This is a genomic window from Flavobacterium solisilvae (genome assembly GCF_012911605.1).
GTDB classification, from domain to species: Bacteria; Bacteroidota; Bacteroidia; order Flavobacteriales; family Flavobacteriaceae; genus Flavobacterium; species Flavobacterium solisilvae.
Genome location: NZ_JAAMPT010000208.1, coordinates 26,816 through 43,043, shown reverse-complemented (window position 1 = coordinate 43,043; position 16,228 = coordinate 26,816). Strand labels below are relative to the sequence as shown.

11 protein-coding genes and 1 tRNA gene are annotated in these 16,228 nt (G+C 33.8%); 2 read left to right on the top strand and 10 right to left on the bottom strand.

Translation table 11 applies throughout. The features are described 5' to 3' along the window. Positions 1-51 precede the first annotated feature (51 nt). The 5 genes from G6042_RS10485 to G6042_RS10465 form a co-directional block, all read right to left on the bottom strand. Positions 52-1,452 carry an OmpA family protein gene (locus G6042_RS10485; RefSeq protein WP_169524390.1) on the bottom strand — a complete coding sequence of 467 codons (1,401 nt, stop codon included), beginning with the start codon at positions 1,450-1,452 and terminating at the stop codon, positions 52-54. 91 nt (positions 1,453-1,543) lie between these two features. After that, the gene (gene kbl / locus G6042_RS10480) at positions 1,544-2,734 is read right to left on the bottom strand and encodes a glycine C-acetyltransferase (RefSeq protein ID WP_169524389.1); all 1,191 of its coding nucleotides are present in this window, start codon (positions 2,732-2,734) and stop codon (positions 1,544-1,546) included. Positions 2,735-2,769: 35 nt separating this feature from the next. Further along, entirely contained in the window at positions 2,770-5,928 is a 3,159-nt protein-coding gene (locus tag G6042_RS10475) for a UvrD-helicase domain-containing protein (RefSeq protein ID WP_169524388.1), read from the bottom strand. Then, on the bottom strand, positions 5,929-6,375 hold the full coding sequence (locus G6042_RS10470) for a hypothetical protein (RefSeq protein ID WP_169524387.1): 447 nt from the start codon (positions 6,373-6,375) through the stop codon (positions 5,929-5,931). A 40-nt stretch (positions 6,376-6,415) separates the two neighbouring features. After that, positions 6,416-6,964 (bottom strand): GNAT family N-acetyltransferase, encoded by a 549-nt coding sequence (locus G6042_RS10465; RefSeq protein ID WP_169524386.1) that lies wholly within the window; start codon positions 6,962-6,964, stop codon positions 6,416-6,418. A 105-nt stretch (positions 6,965-7,069) separates the two neighbouring features. Between G6042_RS10465 and G6042_RS10460 the strand changes: the two genes are divergently transcribed. Further along, on the top strand, positions 7,070-8,284 hold the full coding sequence (locus tag G6042_RS10460; RefSeq protein WP_169524385.1) for an MFS transporter: 1,215 nt from the start codon (positions 7,070-7,072) through the stop codon (positions 8,282-8,284). A gap of 81 nt (positions 8,285-8,365) precedes the next feature. Next, complete coding sequence (locus G6042_RS10455) at positions 8,366-8,974, top strand: superoxide dismutase (RefSeq protein ID WP_169524384.1); 609 nt, start codon at positions 8,366-8,368, stop codon at positions 8,972-8,974. A gap of 425 nt (positions 8,975-9,399) precedes the next feature. Here G6042_RS10455 and G6042_RS10450 read toward each other — a convergent pair whose 3' ends face one another. The 5 genes from G6042_RS10450 to G6042_RS10430 form a co-directional block, all read right to left on the bottom strand. Next, positions 9,400-11,298 carry an amidophosphoribosyltransferase gene (locus tag G6042_RS10450; RefSeq protein WP_169524383.1) on the bottom strand — a complete coding sequence of 633 codons (1,899 nt, stop codon included), beginning with the start codon at positions 11,296-11,298 and terminating at the stop codon, positions 9,400-9,402. A 79-nt stretch (positions 11,299-11,377) separates the two neighbouring features. Beyond that, positions 11,378-12,304, bottom strand: a complete 927-nt coding sequence (locus G6042_RS10445) for a PfkB family carbohydrate kinase (protein ID WP_169524382.1) — start codon at positions 12,302-12,304, stop codon at positions 11,378-11,380. A 128-nt stretch (positions 12,305-12,432) separates the two neighbouring features. Continuing rightward, positions 12,433-12,506, bottom strand: a tRNA-Asn gene (locus G6042_RS10440). A 71-nt stretch (positions 12,507-12,577) separates the two neighbouring features. Next, complete coding sequence (locus tag G6042_RS10435; RefSeq protein ID WP_169524381.1) at positions 12,578-14,140, bottom strand: site-2 protease family protein; 1,563 nt, start codon at positions 14,138-14,140, stop codon at positions 12,578-12,580. A 77-nt stretch (positions 14,141-14,217) separates the two neighbouring features. Then, entirely contained in the window at positions 14,218-16,131 is a 1,914-nt protein-coding gene (locus tag G6042_RS10430; protein WP_169524380.1) for a M1 family aminopeptidase, read from the bottom strand. Positions 16,132-16,228: the final 97 nt, after the last annotated feature.

Sequence of the window (16,228 nt, the reverse complement as noted above, 5' to 3'; positions counted from 1 at the left end):
AAAAAACGCCCCGAATTTCGGAGCGTTTTTTAAAAAATATTTTAGAAGAAATTATTTAACTAATTTCACTTCAACTCTTCTGTTGTTTGCTCTACCTTTAGCAGTTTTGTTAGTATCGATTGGGTTATCCATACCAAAACCTTTAGAAGTTAATCTGAATGGATCAATACCGTTGTCAATTAAATAATGTTTAACAGCGTTAGCTCTACCGTCAGATAATTTTTGGTTGAAATCTGCTTTACCAACGTTGTCAGTGTGACCCTCAATTGAGAATTTAGCAGTTGGGTATTCTTTTAAAATAGCAGTAATAGCTTCTAAAACTGGGAAAGTTTGTTTTTGGAAAGAGAATTTTCCAGTGTCAAACAAAATAGTTTTAGCATAATCATTTAATCTTTTAACAACTTCGTCAGATACTTCTGGACAACCATTGTTAGCTACAGTACCTTTAACATCTGGACATTTGTCATCTTTGTCAAGAACACCATCACCATCTCTATCTGGCCATGGACATCCACCATTTTCTTTTGGACCTTTAACGTCTGGACATTTATCGTTTTTGTCAGCGATTCCGTCACCGTCAGTATCAGGACATCCGTTTAATGCTTTTGGACCTGCAACTTCTGGACAAGCATCATCTTTATCAGCAATTCCATCACCGTCTTTATCAGGACATCCATTCATTTCAACTGAACCTGCTTCGTCTGGACAAGCATCTTTGCTGTTTTCAATACCATCACCGTCGTTATCAGGACAACCGTTGAATTGTTTTAAACCAGCAACTTCTGGACAAGCATCATCTTTGTCATAGATTCCGTCACCGTCAGTATCTTTACCACCAAATTTGAAAGTAAGACCTGCAAAATGTTGAACGTGAGAAGCAACATCTACGTCTGGAGTTCTAGTGTCATCAAATGAATGTTTGTAAGTCGCACGGTAAGATAAACCTACGTTTTCAGCAAACCAAAAAGTTAAACCTAAACCTCCATTAACTGTACCTGCAGAAGCATCACCAAACCAAGTGTAACCTCCACCAATGTGAGCAGAAGGATCGATAACTTTAGAACCAATTAAGTTCATGAAGCTATAGTTGATAACTCCATCAACTGCATAATAACTTAAATCTCCTGGATTAACAACTGTGTAATCTGCATCTCCAATTCTTGGATTAACAAATTTTTTGATTTTGTTGATAGATCCTGTAACACCAAATGAGAAATTACTACCTACGTATTTTGATACGTTTAAATAAGATACAGAAGGAAGGATATTCCAATGATCTTTAGCGTTAAAAAATTCAGAAAACTGATCTTCTAATTTTGAAGCTGCACTAAATCTAGTGTCAACTGCGTTCACCCCAAATGAGATTGCCCATGGGTTGTTGCTATCTTGAGCTTGAGAACTTAGTCCAGCTAACAATGCCACAGCAACAAATAATTTGTTAAGATGTTTCATACTTAATTTGATTAGATTATAATAATTATAATAAGGCAAAAGTAATACGTATTAATATAATATCAAAATGTTATTGTTAAAATATACTTAATTAAATGATATTTAATGCTTTTCCAACTTCAACAAATGCATTAATCGCCTTGTCAAGATGTTCTTTTGAGTGACCAGCTGAAAGTTGAACCCTGATTCTCGCTTTCTCTTTTGGCACTACCGGAAAAAAGAAACCAATAACATAAATTCTTTTTTTGAGCAATTCATCAGCCATTATTTGAGATAATTTGGCATCATACAGCATTACCGGAACAATAGCTGAATCGCCATCTATAATGTCAAATCCAGCTTTTTTCATGCCGTCTTTGAAGTAATTGGTATTCCATTCTAATTTATCACGAAGTGAAGTGTCTTTTTTTAATAATTCAAAAACTTTGATTGACGCGCCAACAATAGCTGGAGCTAGTGAATTGGAAAATAAATACGGACGCGAACGCTGACGTAAAATTTCAATAATTTCTTTTTTTGCCGTAGTATATCCGCCCATTGCACCGCCAAGAGCTTTTCCTAATGTTCCGGTGATGATATCAACTCGTCCCATTACGTTTTTGGCTTCCAAAGTTCCTTTTCCTGTTGCGCCAATAAATCCTGCAGCGTGACATTCGTCAACCATAACCAAAGCATCATATTTATCGGCTAAGTCGCAAATTTTGTCCAATGGCGCAACTAAACCATCCATTGAAAAAACACCATCGGTTACGATAAGCTTGAAGCGATGTCCAGCTTCAACGGCTTTTTTCAATTGATTTTCCAAATCTTCCATATTGTTGTTTTCATAACGATAACGTGCTGCTTTACACAAACGAACACCATCAATAATAGAAGCGTGATTTAAACTATCTGAAATAATACAATCTTCTTCTCCTAATAAAGGTTCAAAAACACCACCATTGGCATCAAATGCTGCTGCGTATAGAATTGTATCTTCTGTTCCATAGAAATCAGCGATAGTTTTTTCCAAAGTTTTGTGAATGTCTTGCGTTCCACAAATGAATCGTACTGACGACATTCCAAAGCCATGCGAATCCAAAGCGTCTTTTGCTGCTTGAACTACTTCGGGATGTGATGATAATCCTAAATAATTATTGGCACAAAAGTTTAAAACCGTTTCGCCATTTACTGTAATTTCTGCTCCTTGAGGCGAAGTGATCACGCGTTCTTTTTTGAAAATACCATTGTCTTCAATAGTTTTTAATTCGTTTTGTAGGTGTTGTTGAATTTTTCCGTACATTTTATTTTAGTTTGTAGTTCAGTTTTATTTTTAGTTTACAAATTTACCACTTCCAACGTTTCGCCAATATAAACCAACGCTTTTTTAGTCACTCGATAGTTCATTTTCTCAATAGCATCTTGATAATTCTCTATTTGTTGCTTGTATTTTGCTTGATGTGAACCCGTTTTATAATCTAACAAATAAATTTCTTTGGTTGACGTTAAAACCATTCGGTCTGGTTTTATCAAATTTCCTTCTTTTTGAATGATGGTTTTTTCATTTAGAACTAAATGCTCTTCGGCAAAAAAATCAATCAAATCAGGATGATTTATAATTTCGAAGATGGTTTTTTCAACAGTTTCTCGCTGAGAAGCGATAATCAATCCGTTTTCAATGGCTTTGGTTAAGGCTAAATCCACATCGTTTTTGGTTTTCACAAACGACAGTATTTCGTGCAAAATATTTCCATATTCAATCGCTTTTTGCTGGGTTGTATTCCACATTATGCTTTCGCGTTGTGCAATTTTGATGTTTTTTGGATTTAAAATCTCGGTTAATTGCGGAATTGTTTTTGGCGTTTCTGAACTTGCTTTTTTAGAAGATAATTTTTTGCTATTTCCAAATTCGTAGTCCAGTTTATTTTCGTCAAATAAATTTTGGTTAGTTAAGAAATTGATGAAAAACGACGCCATGTTTTTAGGATATTCGCCAGTTGATTTACTGATATTTTGCATTTGTGAAATCACGTGTAATTGTTCTTCAGCTCTAGTTAACGCCACATACAAAATATTAATATCGTCTAGTAAATCTTCTTGTTTTTTTTGATTGTAAACCTTTGATGCATCTTTTCCAAAACTTTCTACTTTACTACTTTTATCGACCAAAGCTTTTGGCAAACCAATAGTTTCTTCATCGGCATTGATCCAAATTTTCTCTTTTGGACCTTTGCTATAATCTTCTTCGGCAAATGGAAAAATTACCACTGGAAATTCCAATCCTTTTGATTTATGAATGGTCATAATTCGAATAGCATCGTTACCTTCGGGTGATGGAATGCTGAGTTTTTCTTTTTGGGTTTCCCAATAATTCAGAAAATCCGAAATTCCAGCTTGGTTTTTTAAATCGCGTTCCAAAACTACATCCAAGAAATATTGAACATAAGCATTTCTTTTTTCGATAGAAATGGCTTTGGAAATAATCAATTCTACGGCTTCATAAAGCGACTTTTTTCGAATAGTGGTAAACGAAATTTCGAAATCAAAATCAAAAAGCCATTTTTGAAAATCGGCTTCTTCTTTTTGTTCCATTCCGCTCGAAATAAAGTCGTGAACGGCAATTTTTGGTGTATTTTTTTGAGCCAAATAATATAAAAAATGGGCTTTTGCTTCTAAATCATTTTTATTTTTCAAGTAATTCAGAAAATGAACGATAAACTGAACTTCTGACGATGAACCGAGCAACAGGCTTTCGGACGATAAGATCGGAATGTCATTTTCGGTTAAAAAATTAGCAATTGCTGTTCCTTGATTTTTCTTTCGGGTAAGAATGACAATGTCTTTATTAGCAAAACCGTTGGATTTTACTTTTTCAATGGTTTTTAAAGTGGCTTCGAGGAATAAATCTTCTTTTTCGGTGGTTTCTTCACCATAATTTTCAGTATTTTTTTCGTTTTTTGGCAAAAAAGAAATCGAAACATAACCGCCATTTTTATCATTCGTTTTTTGATGACTATGATTGGCATACAAATCTTTGTAATCTTCGTTTTCAAATTCATTGGACAAAAATTTAAAAAAATCGTTGTTGAATTCGATGATTTGCGAATAACTTCGGTAGTTTCGTTCGAGAGAAAATAGCTTTTTATCTGGATTTACAAATGGATTTTTGTCTTTACTGAGTTCGATAAATTGTTCCGCTTTTCCGCCACGCCAACGATAAATCGACTGTTTTGGATCGCCAACTAAAAGCAACGAACCACTTTCGCCGTTTTCTTCACTCGCCAAAGCATTATCAATTAACGGAATAAGATTTTGCCATTGCATTTCGGATGTGTCTTGAAATTCGTCAATGAAAAAATGACGGTATTTTTCGCCCAAACGTTCATAAATAAATGGCGCAGGCTGATTTTGAATTTGTTCGTTGATTAATTTATTGAATTCTGAAATTGAAAGAATGTTTTGTTCTGTTTGAATTTTGGTCAACTCGTTGCTCAAGGTGTTCAACAACGAAAGTGGCGTGATGTTTTTCAGAAAAGCATCGTAGAAATTTTTCTTCTCAAATTTGGCGTAAATCGTTGCCAAAATCGCTAACAAATTAGGAATTATGCTTTCAATTTGAGCACTATCTTTTGCCGTTTTGTTGATTTTTATGTCTTCGGCTTCGTGATAAGTTTTATTATTTGGATTGAATTTTTTCTCTTGAATGCTAATCAAATGTTTTGGAAAATAACCGCCAGAAAACGATTTCAAATCAATGCCGTTGCTTTCGATTAAAGTTAAGGCTTCGATGGCTAAATTGACACATTCATTTTCAATTTCATCAGATAATGCGCTTAATTTGTTTTTGATAATTGTAAAATCTTCAATTTTTTTATTCTGAAAATGGGTGATTTCTTCGCGATTGTTTTCGTTTAAAATCAACTTTCCTGTTTCCATAATTTCACGAGAAACATCCCAAGACTTATCGTCATCGGTTTTTTCCATCGTGAAATCTACGAGTAAATTGGTCAGTGTTTCATCATTTCCAGCTTCGGCAATAATCGCATCTACAGCTTCATTTAGAAGGTTTTCGGTATCGAGCGAAACATCAAAAGTTATTGGTAAATTCAAATCGTGTGCAAAGGCACGAATGACTTTGTGTGTAAATTTATCAATGGTCGAAATGTCAAATGACGCATAATTATGTATCAAGTTTTTGATGATGTTTTTGGCTTTTTCAGTGATTGTTGCCAAACTCAAACCTGTTTCCAACTGAATATTTTGCATCAATTGAACTGCTTTCTCCGAAGGATTTTCTTTGGCAAACTCCGAAAGACTTTCCACCACGCGACTTTTCATCTCGTGAACCGCTTTGTTGGTAAACGTAATGGCGAGAATATTTCGATAGGCATCGGGTTTTTTGGACAAAAGAATAATTTTGAGGTATTCTTTTACTAATGTATAGGTTTTTCCAGAACCTGCTGATGCGTCGTATATGGAGAAAGCGGTTTTTTGCATTTATTGTTTTACAGAATTAATAATTTTTTGGGTTTCTTCATCAAATTTATTCATTACAATTTCTTTGTTTAATTCTTGAGCATAATCAGATTTGATTCGACAAAATATTTTTCCTGAATCATGATAAAAATCGAATGATATTTCTTCAAATTCTGGCTTCATTCTATACAATGCTATTTCATTGTAATATAAATTATCAGAATAATTGATAATAAGATTATAGATTCCAGCTTCTGAAGGAAATCCATTTTCAACGATACTGTTATTTTCAAATAGAGGAAATAACGTCATATTCCAAGTTCCTTCTACTAATTTTATGGATACTTTTTCACTATCAATATTTTCGTTAAAAGAAACTTTAACATTTTTACCTTTAAATTCTGTTTTTGTTTGCGCAAACTGTGTCATTGATATTAAAATAAAAAGTAATGTAAATTTATTTGTCATATTTTATATATATTATTAGGCTCAGAATAAGTAAATTGGACTATGTGATTCCTCCTTCGTCGGAATGACAATTATCAAGGGTTATTTCATAAACAAAGTTCAACTTACTGTCTTCGCCGAAATATTCCACTTGAAATTCATCGATTTTAATAGCGCCAATTTTTTCGATGGCTTTTTGAGAACGAATGTTGAAAGCACCAATATGAAAATAAACTTTGTTTACATGCTGAAAAGCGTAATCTAACATTAGTTTCTTCAACGATTTGTTATAATCATTTCCCCAAAATTTTCGTCCGATGAACGTGTAACCAATCAATATTGAATTCTCTTTTTCATTGTAATCATAAAAACGACTGCTGCCAACAACTTCGTTGGTTTTACTATCACGAATTAAAAATGCACCACCAGAAAGCATTGCACCTTCAAAAAAATTCTGAAAAATATCTCGTTGATAACGCAGTTTATTTGGGTGTTGTTCCCAAAGTAGTTCGTCATTGGCAACGGTATATAATTCCTCAAAATCATTTTCCTGCAAAGGCGAAAGCGAAATTATATTGTTTTTCAGATGATTGGGTTGCAAATCAAACATTCGACCTATAGTTTTTATTTCTGGTACTAATGTAATTAATTAATTCTTTATTAAGAAAAAGGAATTTTTCTATATGTAATTTTGCACTGAATTAAAAAATGCGTTTTGAAAAAGAATGAAATCATTTTAGTTGCGCTAATGGCGTTGCTGAATTTTACCCATATACTCGATTTTATGATTATGATGCCTTTGGGGAATATTTTGATGCCCAAATGGAGTTTAACCACATCAGAGTTTGCTATTATTGTTTCGAGTTATTCGTTGTCGGCTTTTGTGAGTAGTTTTTGTGCTATTTTTTTCGCCGATAAATTTGATAGAAAAAAACTTTTATTGTTTGCTTATTCTGGATTTTTACTAGGAACGTTTGCTTGTGCTTTTGCTTTTGGAACGTATTCGATGATATTAGCAAGAGTTGTAACTGGAATTTTTGGCGGATTAATCAGTGCGCAGATTTTGAGTATTATTGCCGATGTTATTCCCTATGAACGTCGTGGTCGAGCGATGGGATTGTTGATGGGCGGATTTGCATTGGCTTCGGTTATTGGCGTTCCGTTTGGATTGTATTTAGCCAATACCTATGATTGGCATTATCCATTTTTGGTAGTAGCAACTTTTGGCGTATTGCTTTTGCCGTTTTTATTCAAATTTGTTCCCAATGTAAATGCGCATTTGGAAAATCCTATAAAACTGAAAGAACGAATTTCCAATTTCTATGATATTTTCAGCAATAAAACTCAGGTAACGGCTTTGTTGTTTAGTTTTCTGTTGATAACAGGACATTTTATTATCGTTCCGCTGATTAATCCGTATTTGGTTTATAATGTTGGCGTGCTTCAAGAATATACGCCTTTAATTTATCTTGTTGGCGGATTGTGTTCGTTGATTTCGGCACAAATTATTGGGAAATTGGCTGATAGTTATGGCAAAAGAAATGTCTTTGTTTGGGCAGCTTTAATTTCTATTGTGTTTGTGGTTTTGATAACGAATATGCCACATTGGCAACTGTTTGTGGTTTTGGGAATTTTTGGATTTTGGTTTAGTTCCTCAACTGGAAGAACTGTTCCAGGACAAGCCATGATTACTCAAGCAGTTGACAATAAAACACGCGGAAGTTTTATGAGTTTAAATTCGTGCGTGCAATCACTCGGAACTGGATTTGCTTCCTTGTTAAGTGGTTGGATTACGTACAGTGATTCAAAATTTGCGATACACAATTATAATTATTTGGGATATATCAGTGTTGTTTTAATACTTTCTTGTGTGATGATTTCCTATCGATTAGAGCGAAAATTGCAACAAGTTCCTGTAGAAACACTTTAGTGATTTATCAATTTTATAACAAAAAAAAGATTTATAATCCTTAAATTTGAAAATCGAATATTAATTTTAAAAAAACTAATTATGGCTTTTGAATTACCACAATTACCTTATGCATACGATGCATTAGAACCACATATTGATGCAAGAACGATGGAAATTCATCATTCTAAACATCATAATGCTTATACCACAAATCTAAATGTTGCTATTGCTGGAACAGATTTAGAAGGATTAACGATTGAAAATATCTTAATCAATTTAGACATGACTAACGCTGCAGTTAGAAATAATGGTGGTGGTTTTTACAATCACAATTTATTTTGGAGAGTTATGTCGCCAAATGGTGGCGGATTACCAACTGGAGAATTATTAGAAGCGATTGAAAGAGATTTCAAATCGTTTGACGAATTTAAAGCTCAGTTTGCCAAAGCTGGTGCAACTCGTTTTGGTTCGGGTTGGGCTTGGCTATGTGTCCACAAAGGTGGAAAACTAGAAGTTTGTTCAACAGCAAATCAAGACAATCCATTGATGCCAGATACGGCTTGTGGTGGTTTTCCAATTTTAGGAATGGATGTATGGGAACATGCTTATTATTTAAACTATCAAAACCGTCGTCCTGATTATATTGAAGCGTTCTTTAATGTGATTAACTGGACAGAAGTTGCTCGATTATATGCTACTGAAAAATAAGAGAGAATTTATTCTTTTAAAAAAGCCGATTGTGAAAACAGTCGGTTTTTTTTTGTGTCTGGTATAAAATGAAACAGGCAGAATTTCTTCTACCTGTTTGCCCCAAATCTACCATAAACTTAACCTACACTAAATACTATGGTAAGGCAAATCTAATGAGTTCTTGTTAATTTTTTCTATATTTTCTTAAAAATATATTTAGAATGTATGAAAATACTAGTAGAGTAATCCTTTTTTAAAGGGTTTTCTGATGTATAAAAATAAAAAAGGAGAAACTTTCATTTCTCCTTTTTTGCCCCAAATCTACCATAAACTTAACCTACTAATGCTATGGTAGAGCAAATATATGCGGTGTATAAATCTAGAAACAAATAATTTAGACCAAATGCATCAATAATCGTTTAAGTTCAAAAAATGTTAAAATTTTAGTAGGAACGTGCATTTTTACCTTCATAAAAATTAATAAAAGCCTTATTAACTACACGGTTTCCACCTGCTGTTGGATAATCTCCAGTAAAGTACCAATCGCCTAAATTCTTTGGACATGCTATGTGTAAATCATCAACCGTTTGGAAGATAATTTTTACTTCAGCTTTAATGTCTTCGGGATGAAGCATTTGGGCGATTTTATTCGAAATTTCTGTATCGGTAAATGGATTATAAATTTCCTTAACGAAGTTAATTACTTCGGCATCTTTCAGATTTTCTTGAGCTTTACATTTTTTATAAACGTCATCGATAATATTGGTCATTTTTCGCTCTTTCAAAAGCTCGATTGCTGCTTGAAAAGCAATGAAACCTTCCAAGGTTGACATATCGATACCATAACAATCAGGATAGCGAATTTGTGGTGCAGAAGAAACGACTACAATGCGTTTTGGGTTTAATCTATCCATCATTCTAAGAATACTTTTCTTTAAAGTAGTTCCGCGAACGATACTATCATCAATGATAACCAAATTATCCGACGGTTGGATTACGCCATACGTAACATCATAAACATGGGCAACTAAATCATCACGATTAGCATCGTCGGTAATAAAAGTTCTCAGTTTTGCGTCTTTTATAGCTATTTTTTCGGTTCTAATTTTTACCGAAAGGATTTCTTCTAGCTTTTCTTTGGTTAATGTTTTTCGGTTGTCAAGAATAAATTTATTTTTTCTTTGGTTTAGAAAATCATTGGCAGCTTCAATCATTCCGTAGAAAGATGTTTCGGCTGTATTTGGAATATAAGAGAAAACCGTATTATCCGTATCGTTTTCGATGGCTTCAAGAACCGCTGGAAGAATTAGTTTTCCAAGTTCTTTTCGTTCCTGATAGATTTCAGCATCGCTACCACGAGAAAAATAAATACGTTCAAAAGAACAGGCTTTTTTTATTGTTGGCGTATTGATTTCTTCTTCGGAAACCGTTCCGTTTTTCTTGATGATTAAGGCATTTCCAGGTTTTAATTCCTGAATTTTTTCAAAAGAAACATTGAAAACGGTTTGTATAACTGGTCTTTCTGAAGCCACAACTACAACTTCATCATCTTCGTAGAAATAAGTTGGACGAATTCCTGCTGGATCACGAAGTACGAACGAGTCGCCATGACCTAACAATCCTGCCATAGCATAACCGCCATCCCAACCACGAGAAGCACGTTTTAATACTCGAACTAGATTAAGTTTTTCGGCAATTACTGGCGAAGCTTCTCTTTTTGACAAGCCGTTATTTTTACATTCTTGGTATAAATCGGTTACTTCATCATCAAGAAAATGACCAATTTTTTCCATTACCGTAACGGTGTCTGCCATTTCTTTTGGATGTTGCCCTAATTCGACTAAACTATTGAAAAGTTCCGTAACATTAGTCATATTGAAGTTTCCAGCAACGATAAGATTTCTGTGCATCCAATTGTTTTGACGTAAAAACGGATGAACGCTTTCGATGCTATTTTTGCCAAATGTTCCATAACGAACGTGACCAAGAAACAATTCTCCTATATAAGGAATGTTGTCTTTTTGAAGTTGCACATCATCGTTATATTCGGGATGCAAAGCTAGTTCTTCGTTGATGCGGTCATTAATTTGGGCAAAAATATCCTGAATAGGTTGTGCTTTGTTAGAACGAACCCGACTGATGTATCTTTCGCCTGGTTCGACATCAAATTTTATAGAAGCAAATCCAGCGCCATCTTGACCACGATTGTGCTGTTTTTCCATTAGCAAATACATTTTTTGTACGCCATAGAAAGCCGAACCATATTTTTCTTTGTAGAATTCTAATGGTTTTTTTAATCGAAGTAGTGCAATGCCACATTCGTGTTTAATTGCGTCGCTCATATTAGTGTTGTGTTGTTGTAAGTAGTTTGTATGTTGTATATTAAAACAAAAAATGCCCCGAAAATTTCGAGGCATAAAGTTATTGTAATTCTATTTCAAATTGTGTTAAAGCTTTGAATTGTTTCAAGCGCTTGTTTACATCTTCTTTGGTTAGTGTTAGCATTCTTTCGGTTCCAAATTTTTCTACACAGAAAGAAGCTAAGTTTGAACCTTGAATAATTGCCGTTTTCATAGTGTCAAAAGAAATGTCTCCTTGTTGTGTAATAAAACCTGCAAATCCACCTGCAAAAGTATCTCCTGCGCCAGTTGGATCAAATACATCAGCCAAAGGCAATGCTGGAGCGAAGAAAATATGTTCGTTGTGGAAGATTAATGCTCCGTGTTCTCCTTTTTTAATTACGACATATTTTGGTCCCATTGTATGGATTTTAGCAGCAGCTTTAACCAATGAATATTCTCCAGAAAGTTGACGTGCTTCTTCATCGTTGATGGTAATTACGTCAACACGTTTAATTACATCCAATAATTCTGGAAGTGCACAATCCATCCAAAAGTTCATGGTGTCTAAAACAACAAGCTTTGGTTTTTGTGTCATTTGATTTAAAACACCTGTTTGAACAATAGGGTGAAGATTTCCTAGCATTACTACATCGGCATTTTTGAAATTTTCTGGAACGATTGGGTTGAAATCTGCCAATACATTTAGTTCTGTAGCCAATGTATCTCTTGAGTTCATGTCGTTATGGTAACGACCGCTCCAAAAGAAAGTTTTTCCACCTTTTACTATTTCAAGACCAGAAACATCGATGTTTCTTGCTGTCAATAAATCGATATATTCTTGAGGAAAATCATCTCCTACTACTGAAACAATAGCTGATTGTAGGTTAAAATGTGATGCTGATAAACCAATGAAAGTTCCTGCACCGCCAAGGATTTTATCGGTCTTTCCGAAAGGTGTCTCGATAGCATCAAAAGCTACTGTTCCTACTATTAAAAGTTTATTCATTTTTAGGATTTCAAATTAAAGGTGCAAAGATAGTTTATAAGTTTCAGAGTTGCAAAGTTTTCAGATTGTGTTTAATTGGGAGAAAAACAAAAAATCCAGTCTAAATAAATAAACTGGATTTTTAAAAGCTCCCCCTCTTGGGCTCGAACCAAGGACCCTCTGATTAACAGTCAGATGCTCTAACCAACTGAGCTAAGGAGGAAGATTTCTATCTTTTAAGCGGTTGCAAATATAAGACTGATTTTCTTATTTGCAAACAAATTTTAAAAAAAATTAGAAAAATTTATCGGCTATTAATTGATAGATATCTTTTCCAAAAGTTAACGCCATTAAACTCAGCAGAATAACCATTCCAAAGGTTTGAACATATCCTGCTGCTTTGTCGCTTAATTTTTTACCTGTTATCATTTCTACGGTAGTAAATAGTGCATGTCCGCCATCTAATCCTGGAATTGGAAGTAGATTCATGAAGGCTAAACCGATTGAAAATAGCGCTGTGAAACTCCAAATGAATTCCCAATCCCAAGCATCTGGAAGCATTCTAGCAATTCCAATTGGGCTTTTAACCTGTGTATAAGCTCCAGTTGCAGGTTTTAAAATTAATTTAAAACTATTAATGTTATAAACAATTTGGTTCCATGATTGATGAACAGCTTCTTTGATTGAATTTCCAAAAGTCATTTTATTTACCACTAAATATTCGTTAGATTTAGTGTTGTCAAATTGTATCCCTAATTTTCCTGATTTATTAACTTTTGATAAGACATCCATTTTTTGATTGCCTCTCATTATTTTTAACAGAATGGATTTTCCTTTATTTTCTTCCAATTGTTTTTTAAAATCCATATTGGTTGTTGCACCATTTGCGGAAAGAATGATATCGCCAGATTGTAACAATTCGTTGTTTTTTGAATCTTTGATTGTTAAATCTGAAAGATTAAAGTTTTGATTAATATAAACGTTATCTCCTGTGAAAACTCCTAAAGAGTCTGTTTTCACTTTGACTTGCATGTCTTTACCATCTCTGTTAATCAAAAGATTTACAAAACTATTTTTATGCAATTTTGATTTACTTTGAATCTCATCATAATAGGTATATCTAGAACTATCAATCCCTACAATTTTATCAAATCTTTTTAAATCGGTTATTTTTGGATTTGTAATAGAGTCGATAAAAATTTCATTTAACTTAATTCTTGCCTGTATAAAACTCTTACCTTCTTTTTTAATAATTTCACCTTTCTGAGCATCGGTTAAATGAAGATTAATGATTTTTCCATCTCTATTTACTTGTACATTATCCCCGAATAAAACGCCCATAACAGCATATTTTAAATCTGGAATAAATTCTCCATCAATAGAAACTATTTTGTCTCCATTCTTGAAACCTACTTTTTGTCCAACATCGCCATAAGCCAATCCATTTTCCTGAACTTTTTCTAGAGAAGTATATTTTTGTCCAACTGTAGAAAACATTATGGTATAAATAGCTATTGCAAGAATAATATTTACAATAATTCCACCCAACATTATAATTAATCGTTGCCAAGCTGGTTTTGAACGAAACTCCCAAGGTTGTGGTTCTTGATTCATTTGTTCTGTATCCATACTTTCGTCAATCATTCCAGCAAGTTTTACATATCCGCCAAGAGGCAACCAGCCAATTCCCCATTCGGTATCTTTGATTTTCTTTTTGAACAACGAGAAACCAGCATCCATAAAAAGATAGAATTTTTCTACTCTAACCTTAAACCATCTGGCCGTTATATAGTGACCAAATTCATGTAAAATAACTAGTACTGATAATATGAATAATATTTGAGCGACTTGAATCATTATTAAATTGTATTTTATTTGAAAGCGGCAAAAGTAAGGTTTTCCACTTTGCCTTTTTTAAATTATTTTATAAGTGCTTATTCTTTTATGATTTTTTTATAAAAAGTTCCTTCCGATGTTTTGATAGCTACTGCATAAATTCCTGTTGGCAACGGACTAACATTCATTTCGGTTGAAAAACTTTCCTGAACCATTTGTCCTAACGAGTTGAATATTGTTACAGACTGTACTTCGGTTGAAGTTGGCTTTTGGATGAAGAAAACATCTTTTGTTGGATTTGGATATAAAACAATTGCTTTTTCGGTTGTAAAAACTTCTGAAGCTAAGTTTGCTGTTGAATTTCTAGAGATTAAATTTGCGTTGGGATCAAATTCTATATCTACAACAGGAAATGCTATATTTTCTATAAAAACTTGTCCATTGGTAGTATTTTCAAGGATAAAATCTTGCTGTTCGCCATTGGCACCAAATACTCGAACGGGAACTGGCATTTCAAAAAAGCTTACCGAAGCATCCGATTGGGATTGATTGATTACAAAACGAACTTGTCCTGAACCCCAATTTTGAGCCGTTATTGAATAGGTTGGGTAACCTTGGTTATAAACCCAATCATTGAAAAACTCCGTTAAATCTTGTCCATAAACTACTTCAAGATGTTCTTTTAAATCGGTTGTTACGGCATAGCCATAAGCCAAATCGGTATCGGCTAGATAATTTTTAAGTGCTTGAATAAAAGCAGTATCGCCCATTTTAAATCGTAGCATTTCCAGAACCATTGCACCTTTATTATAACTCAATCTACTGCTAAATATTCGACTTACATTAGTTGCTTGAGCATCAGTCAAATATACATTGCCCGAAGGACTTGAGGTAATATTATTCGTCAAACTTCTTTTGTGATTTACAAATGGTTGCGCACCATCTAAATGCTCAATAACCATTGCCGATAGATAAGTAGCAAAACCTTCGTTTAACCAAATATCTTTCCATGTTCCGCAAGTGATTTTGTCTCCAAACCATTGATGTGCCAACTCATGAGCAATCAATCCTCGACTGAAACTTCCCATAAAGGAAACCGTTGTATGTTCCATTCCACCGCCAAATCCACATTGGGCATGACCATATTTTTCATTGCTGAATGGATAGGTTTCAAAAGTAGATTCAAAGAAATTCATAATAGGCAAAGTTTGTGCCAATGAATTCACCGCAGACGTATAATTTTCAGGATAAATATAATTTACAATAGGAAAAGTATTTGGTGCAGTTCCAGCAGTTTGGGTAAAAATTTGATAATTAGTAACCGCAATCGCAACTAAGTAGGCTGGAATTGGATATTCGTGTTTAAAATGTGTCGTTTTATTGGAACCCAAAGTAATAGCGCTTATTTCAACACCATTTGACACGCTAACATATTGTGATGGTGCAGTAATATAAACATCAATAGTTTCAATTTTATCGTTCAAATCCTGTTTACAAGGCCACCAATCTCGAGCACCAAAAGGTTCAGATAATGTCCAAATTATTGGCGTTCCGTTATGTGCACTTTGAGAAAAAGCATCTTCGCCTGCTGCAGGTTGACCAGAATAATTAATTTCTACCGTTGCGAAACTTCCCGTTGTTACCGTTGACGGCAAAGTAATCACCAATTCGTTATTTGAATTTTGTACAAAAGACAAATTAGTAACGCCAATTTTTACGGAACTAACCGTTAATTCATTGGTTAAATCAAACGTTACGGTAGTCATGTCACTCAATGCTTTGAAGGTAGTTGTAACTTTTCCTGTGATAAAATAAACCGCCGGATCAACCGTAAATTCTAGTTTATGATAAGTAACATCATAGTTTGCCGTGTTAGGATTGGCTTGAAACTCCATCGTTCTTGAGGCTGATTTCATTTCGGATTCAGCAATTTTTTCGATTTCCAAAATATCTTCTTGAGCAAAAAGCATTGATATATTGAAAAGAAACAAAACAAAATATATCTTTTTCATTGTGTTTAGCCTATTTTTTTGCGAATATACTAATTCCGATATGATTTTAATGATAAACAAATGGTAAAAAACTGATTTATTCCCTTGGAAGCTACAT

Bases quoted from the DNA above. Each gene is read 5' to 3' on its own strand.
- G6042_RS10430 (WP_169524380.1), bottom strand. From the start codon at position 16,131: ATGAAAAAGATATATTTTGTTTTGTTTCTTTTCAATATATCAATGCTT.
- G6042_RS10465 (WP_169524386.1), bottom strand. From the start codon at position 6,964: ATGTTTGATTTGCAACCCAATCATCTGAAAAACAATATAATTTCGCTT.
- G6042_RS10445 (WP_169524382.1), bottom strand. From the start codon at position 12,304: ATGAATAAACTTTTAATAGTAGGAACAGTAGCTTTTGATGCTATCGAG.
- kbl (WP_169524389.1), bottom strand. From the start codon at position 2,734: ATGTACGGAAAAATTCAACAACACCTACAAAACGAATTAAAAACTATT.
- G6042_RS10470 (WP_169524387.1), bottom strand. From the start codon at position 6,375: ATGACAAATAAATTTACATTACTTTTTATTTTAATATCAATGACACAG.
- G6042_RS10485 (WP_169524390.1), bottom strand. From the start codon at position 1,452: ATGAAACATCTTAACAAATTATTTGTTGCTGTGGCATTGTTAGCTGGA.
- G6042_RS10450 (WP_169524383.1), bottom strand. From the start codon at position 11,298: ATGAGCGACGCAATTAAACACGAATGTGGCATTGCACTACTTCGATTA.
- G6042_RS10475 (WP_169524388.1), bottom strand. From the start codon at position 5,928: ATGCAAAAAACCGCTTTCTCCATATACGACGCATCAGCAGGTTCTGGA.
- G6042_RS10455 (WP_169524384.1), top strand. From the start codon at position 8,366: ATGGCTTTTGAATTACCACAATTACCTTATGCATACGATGCATTAGAA.
- G6042_RS10435 (WP_169524381.1), bottom strand. From the start codon at position 14,140: ATGATTCAAGTCGCTCAAATATTATTCATATTATCAGTACTAGTTATT.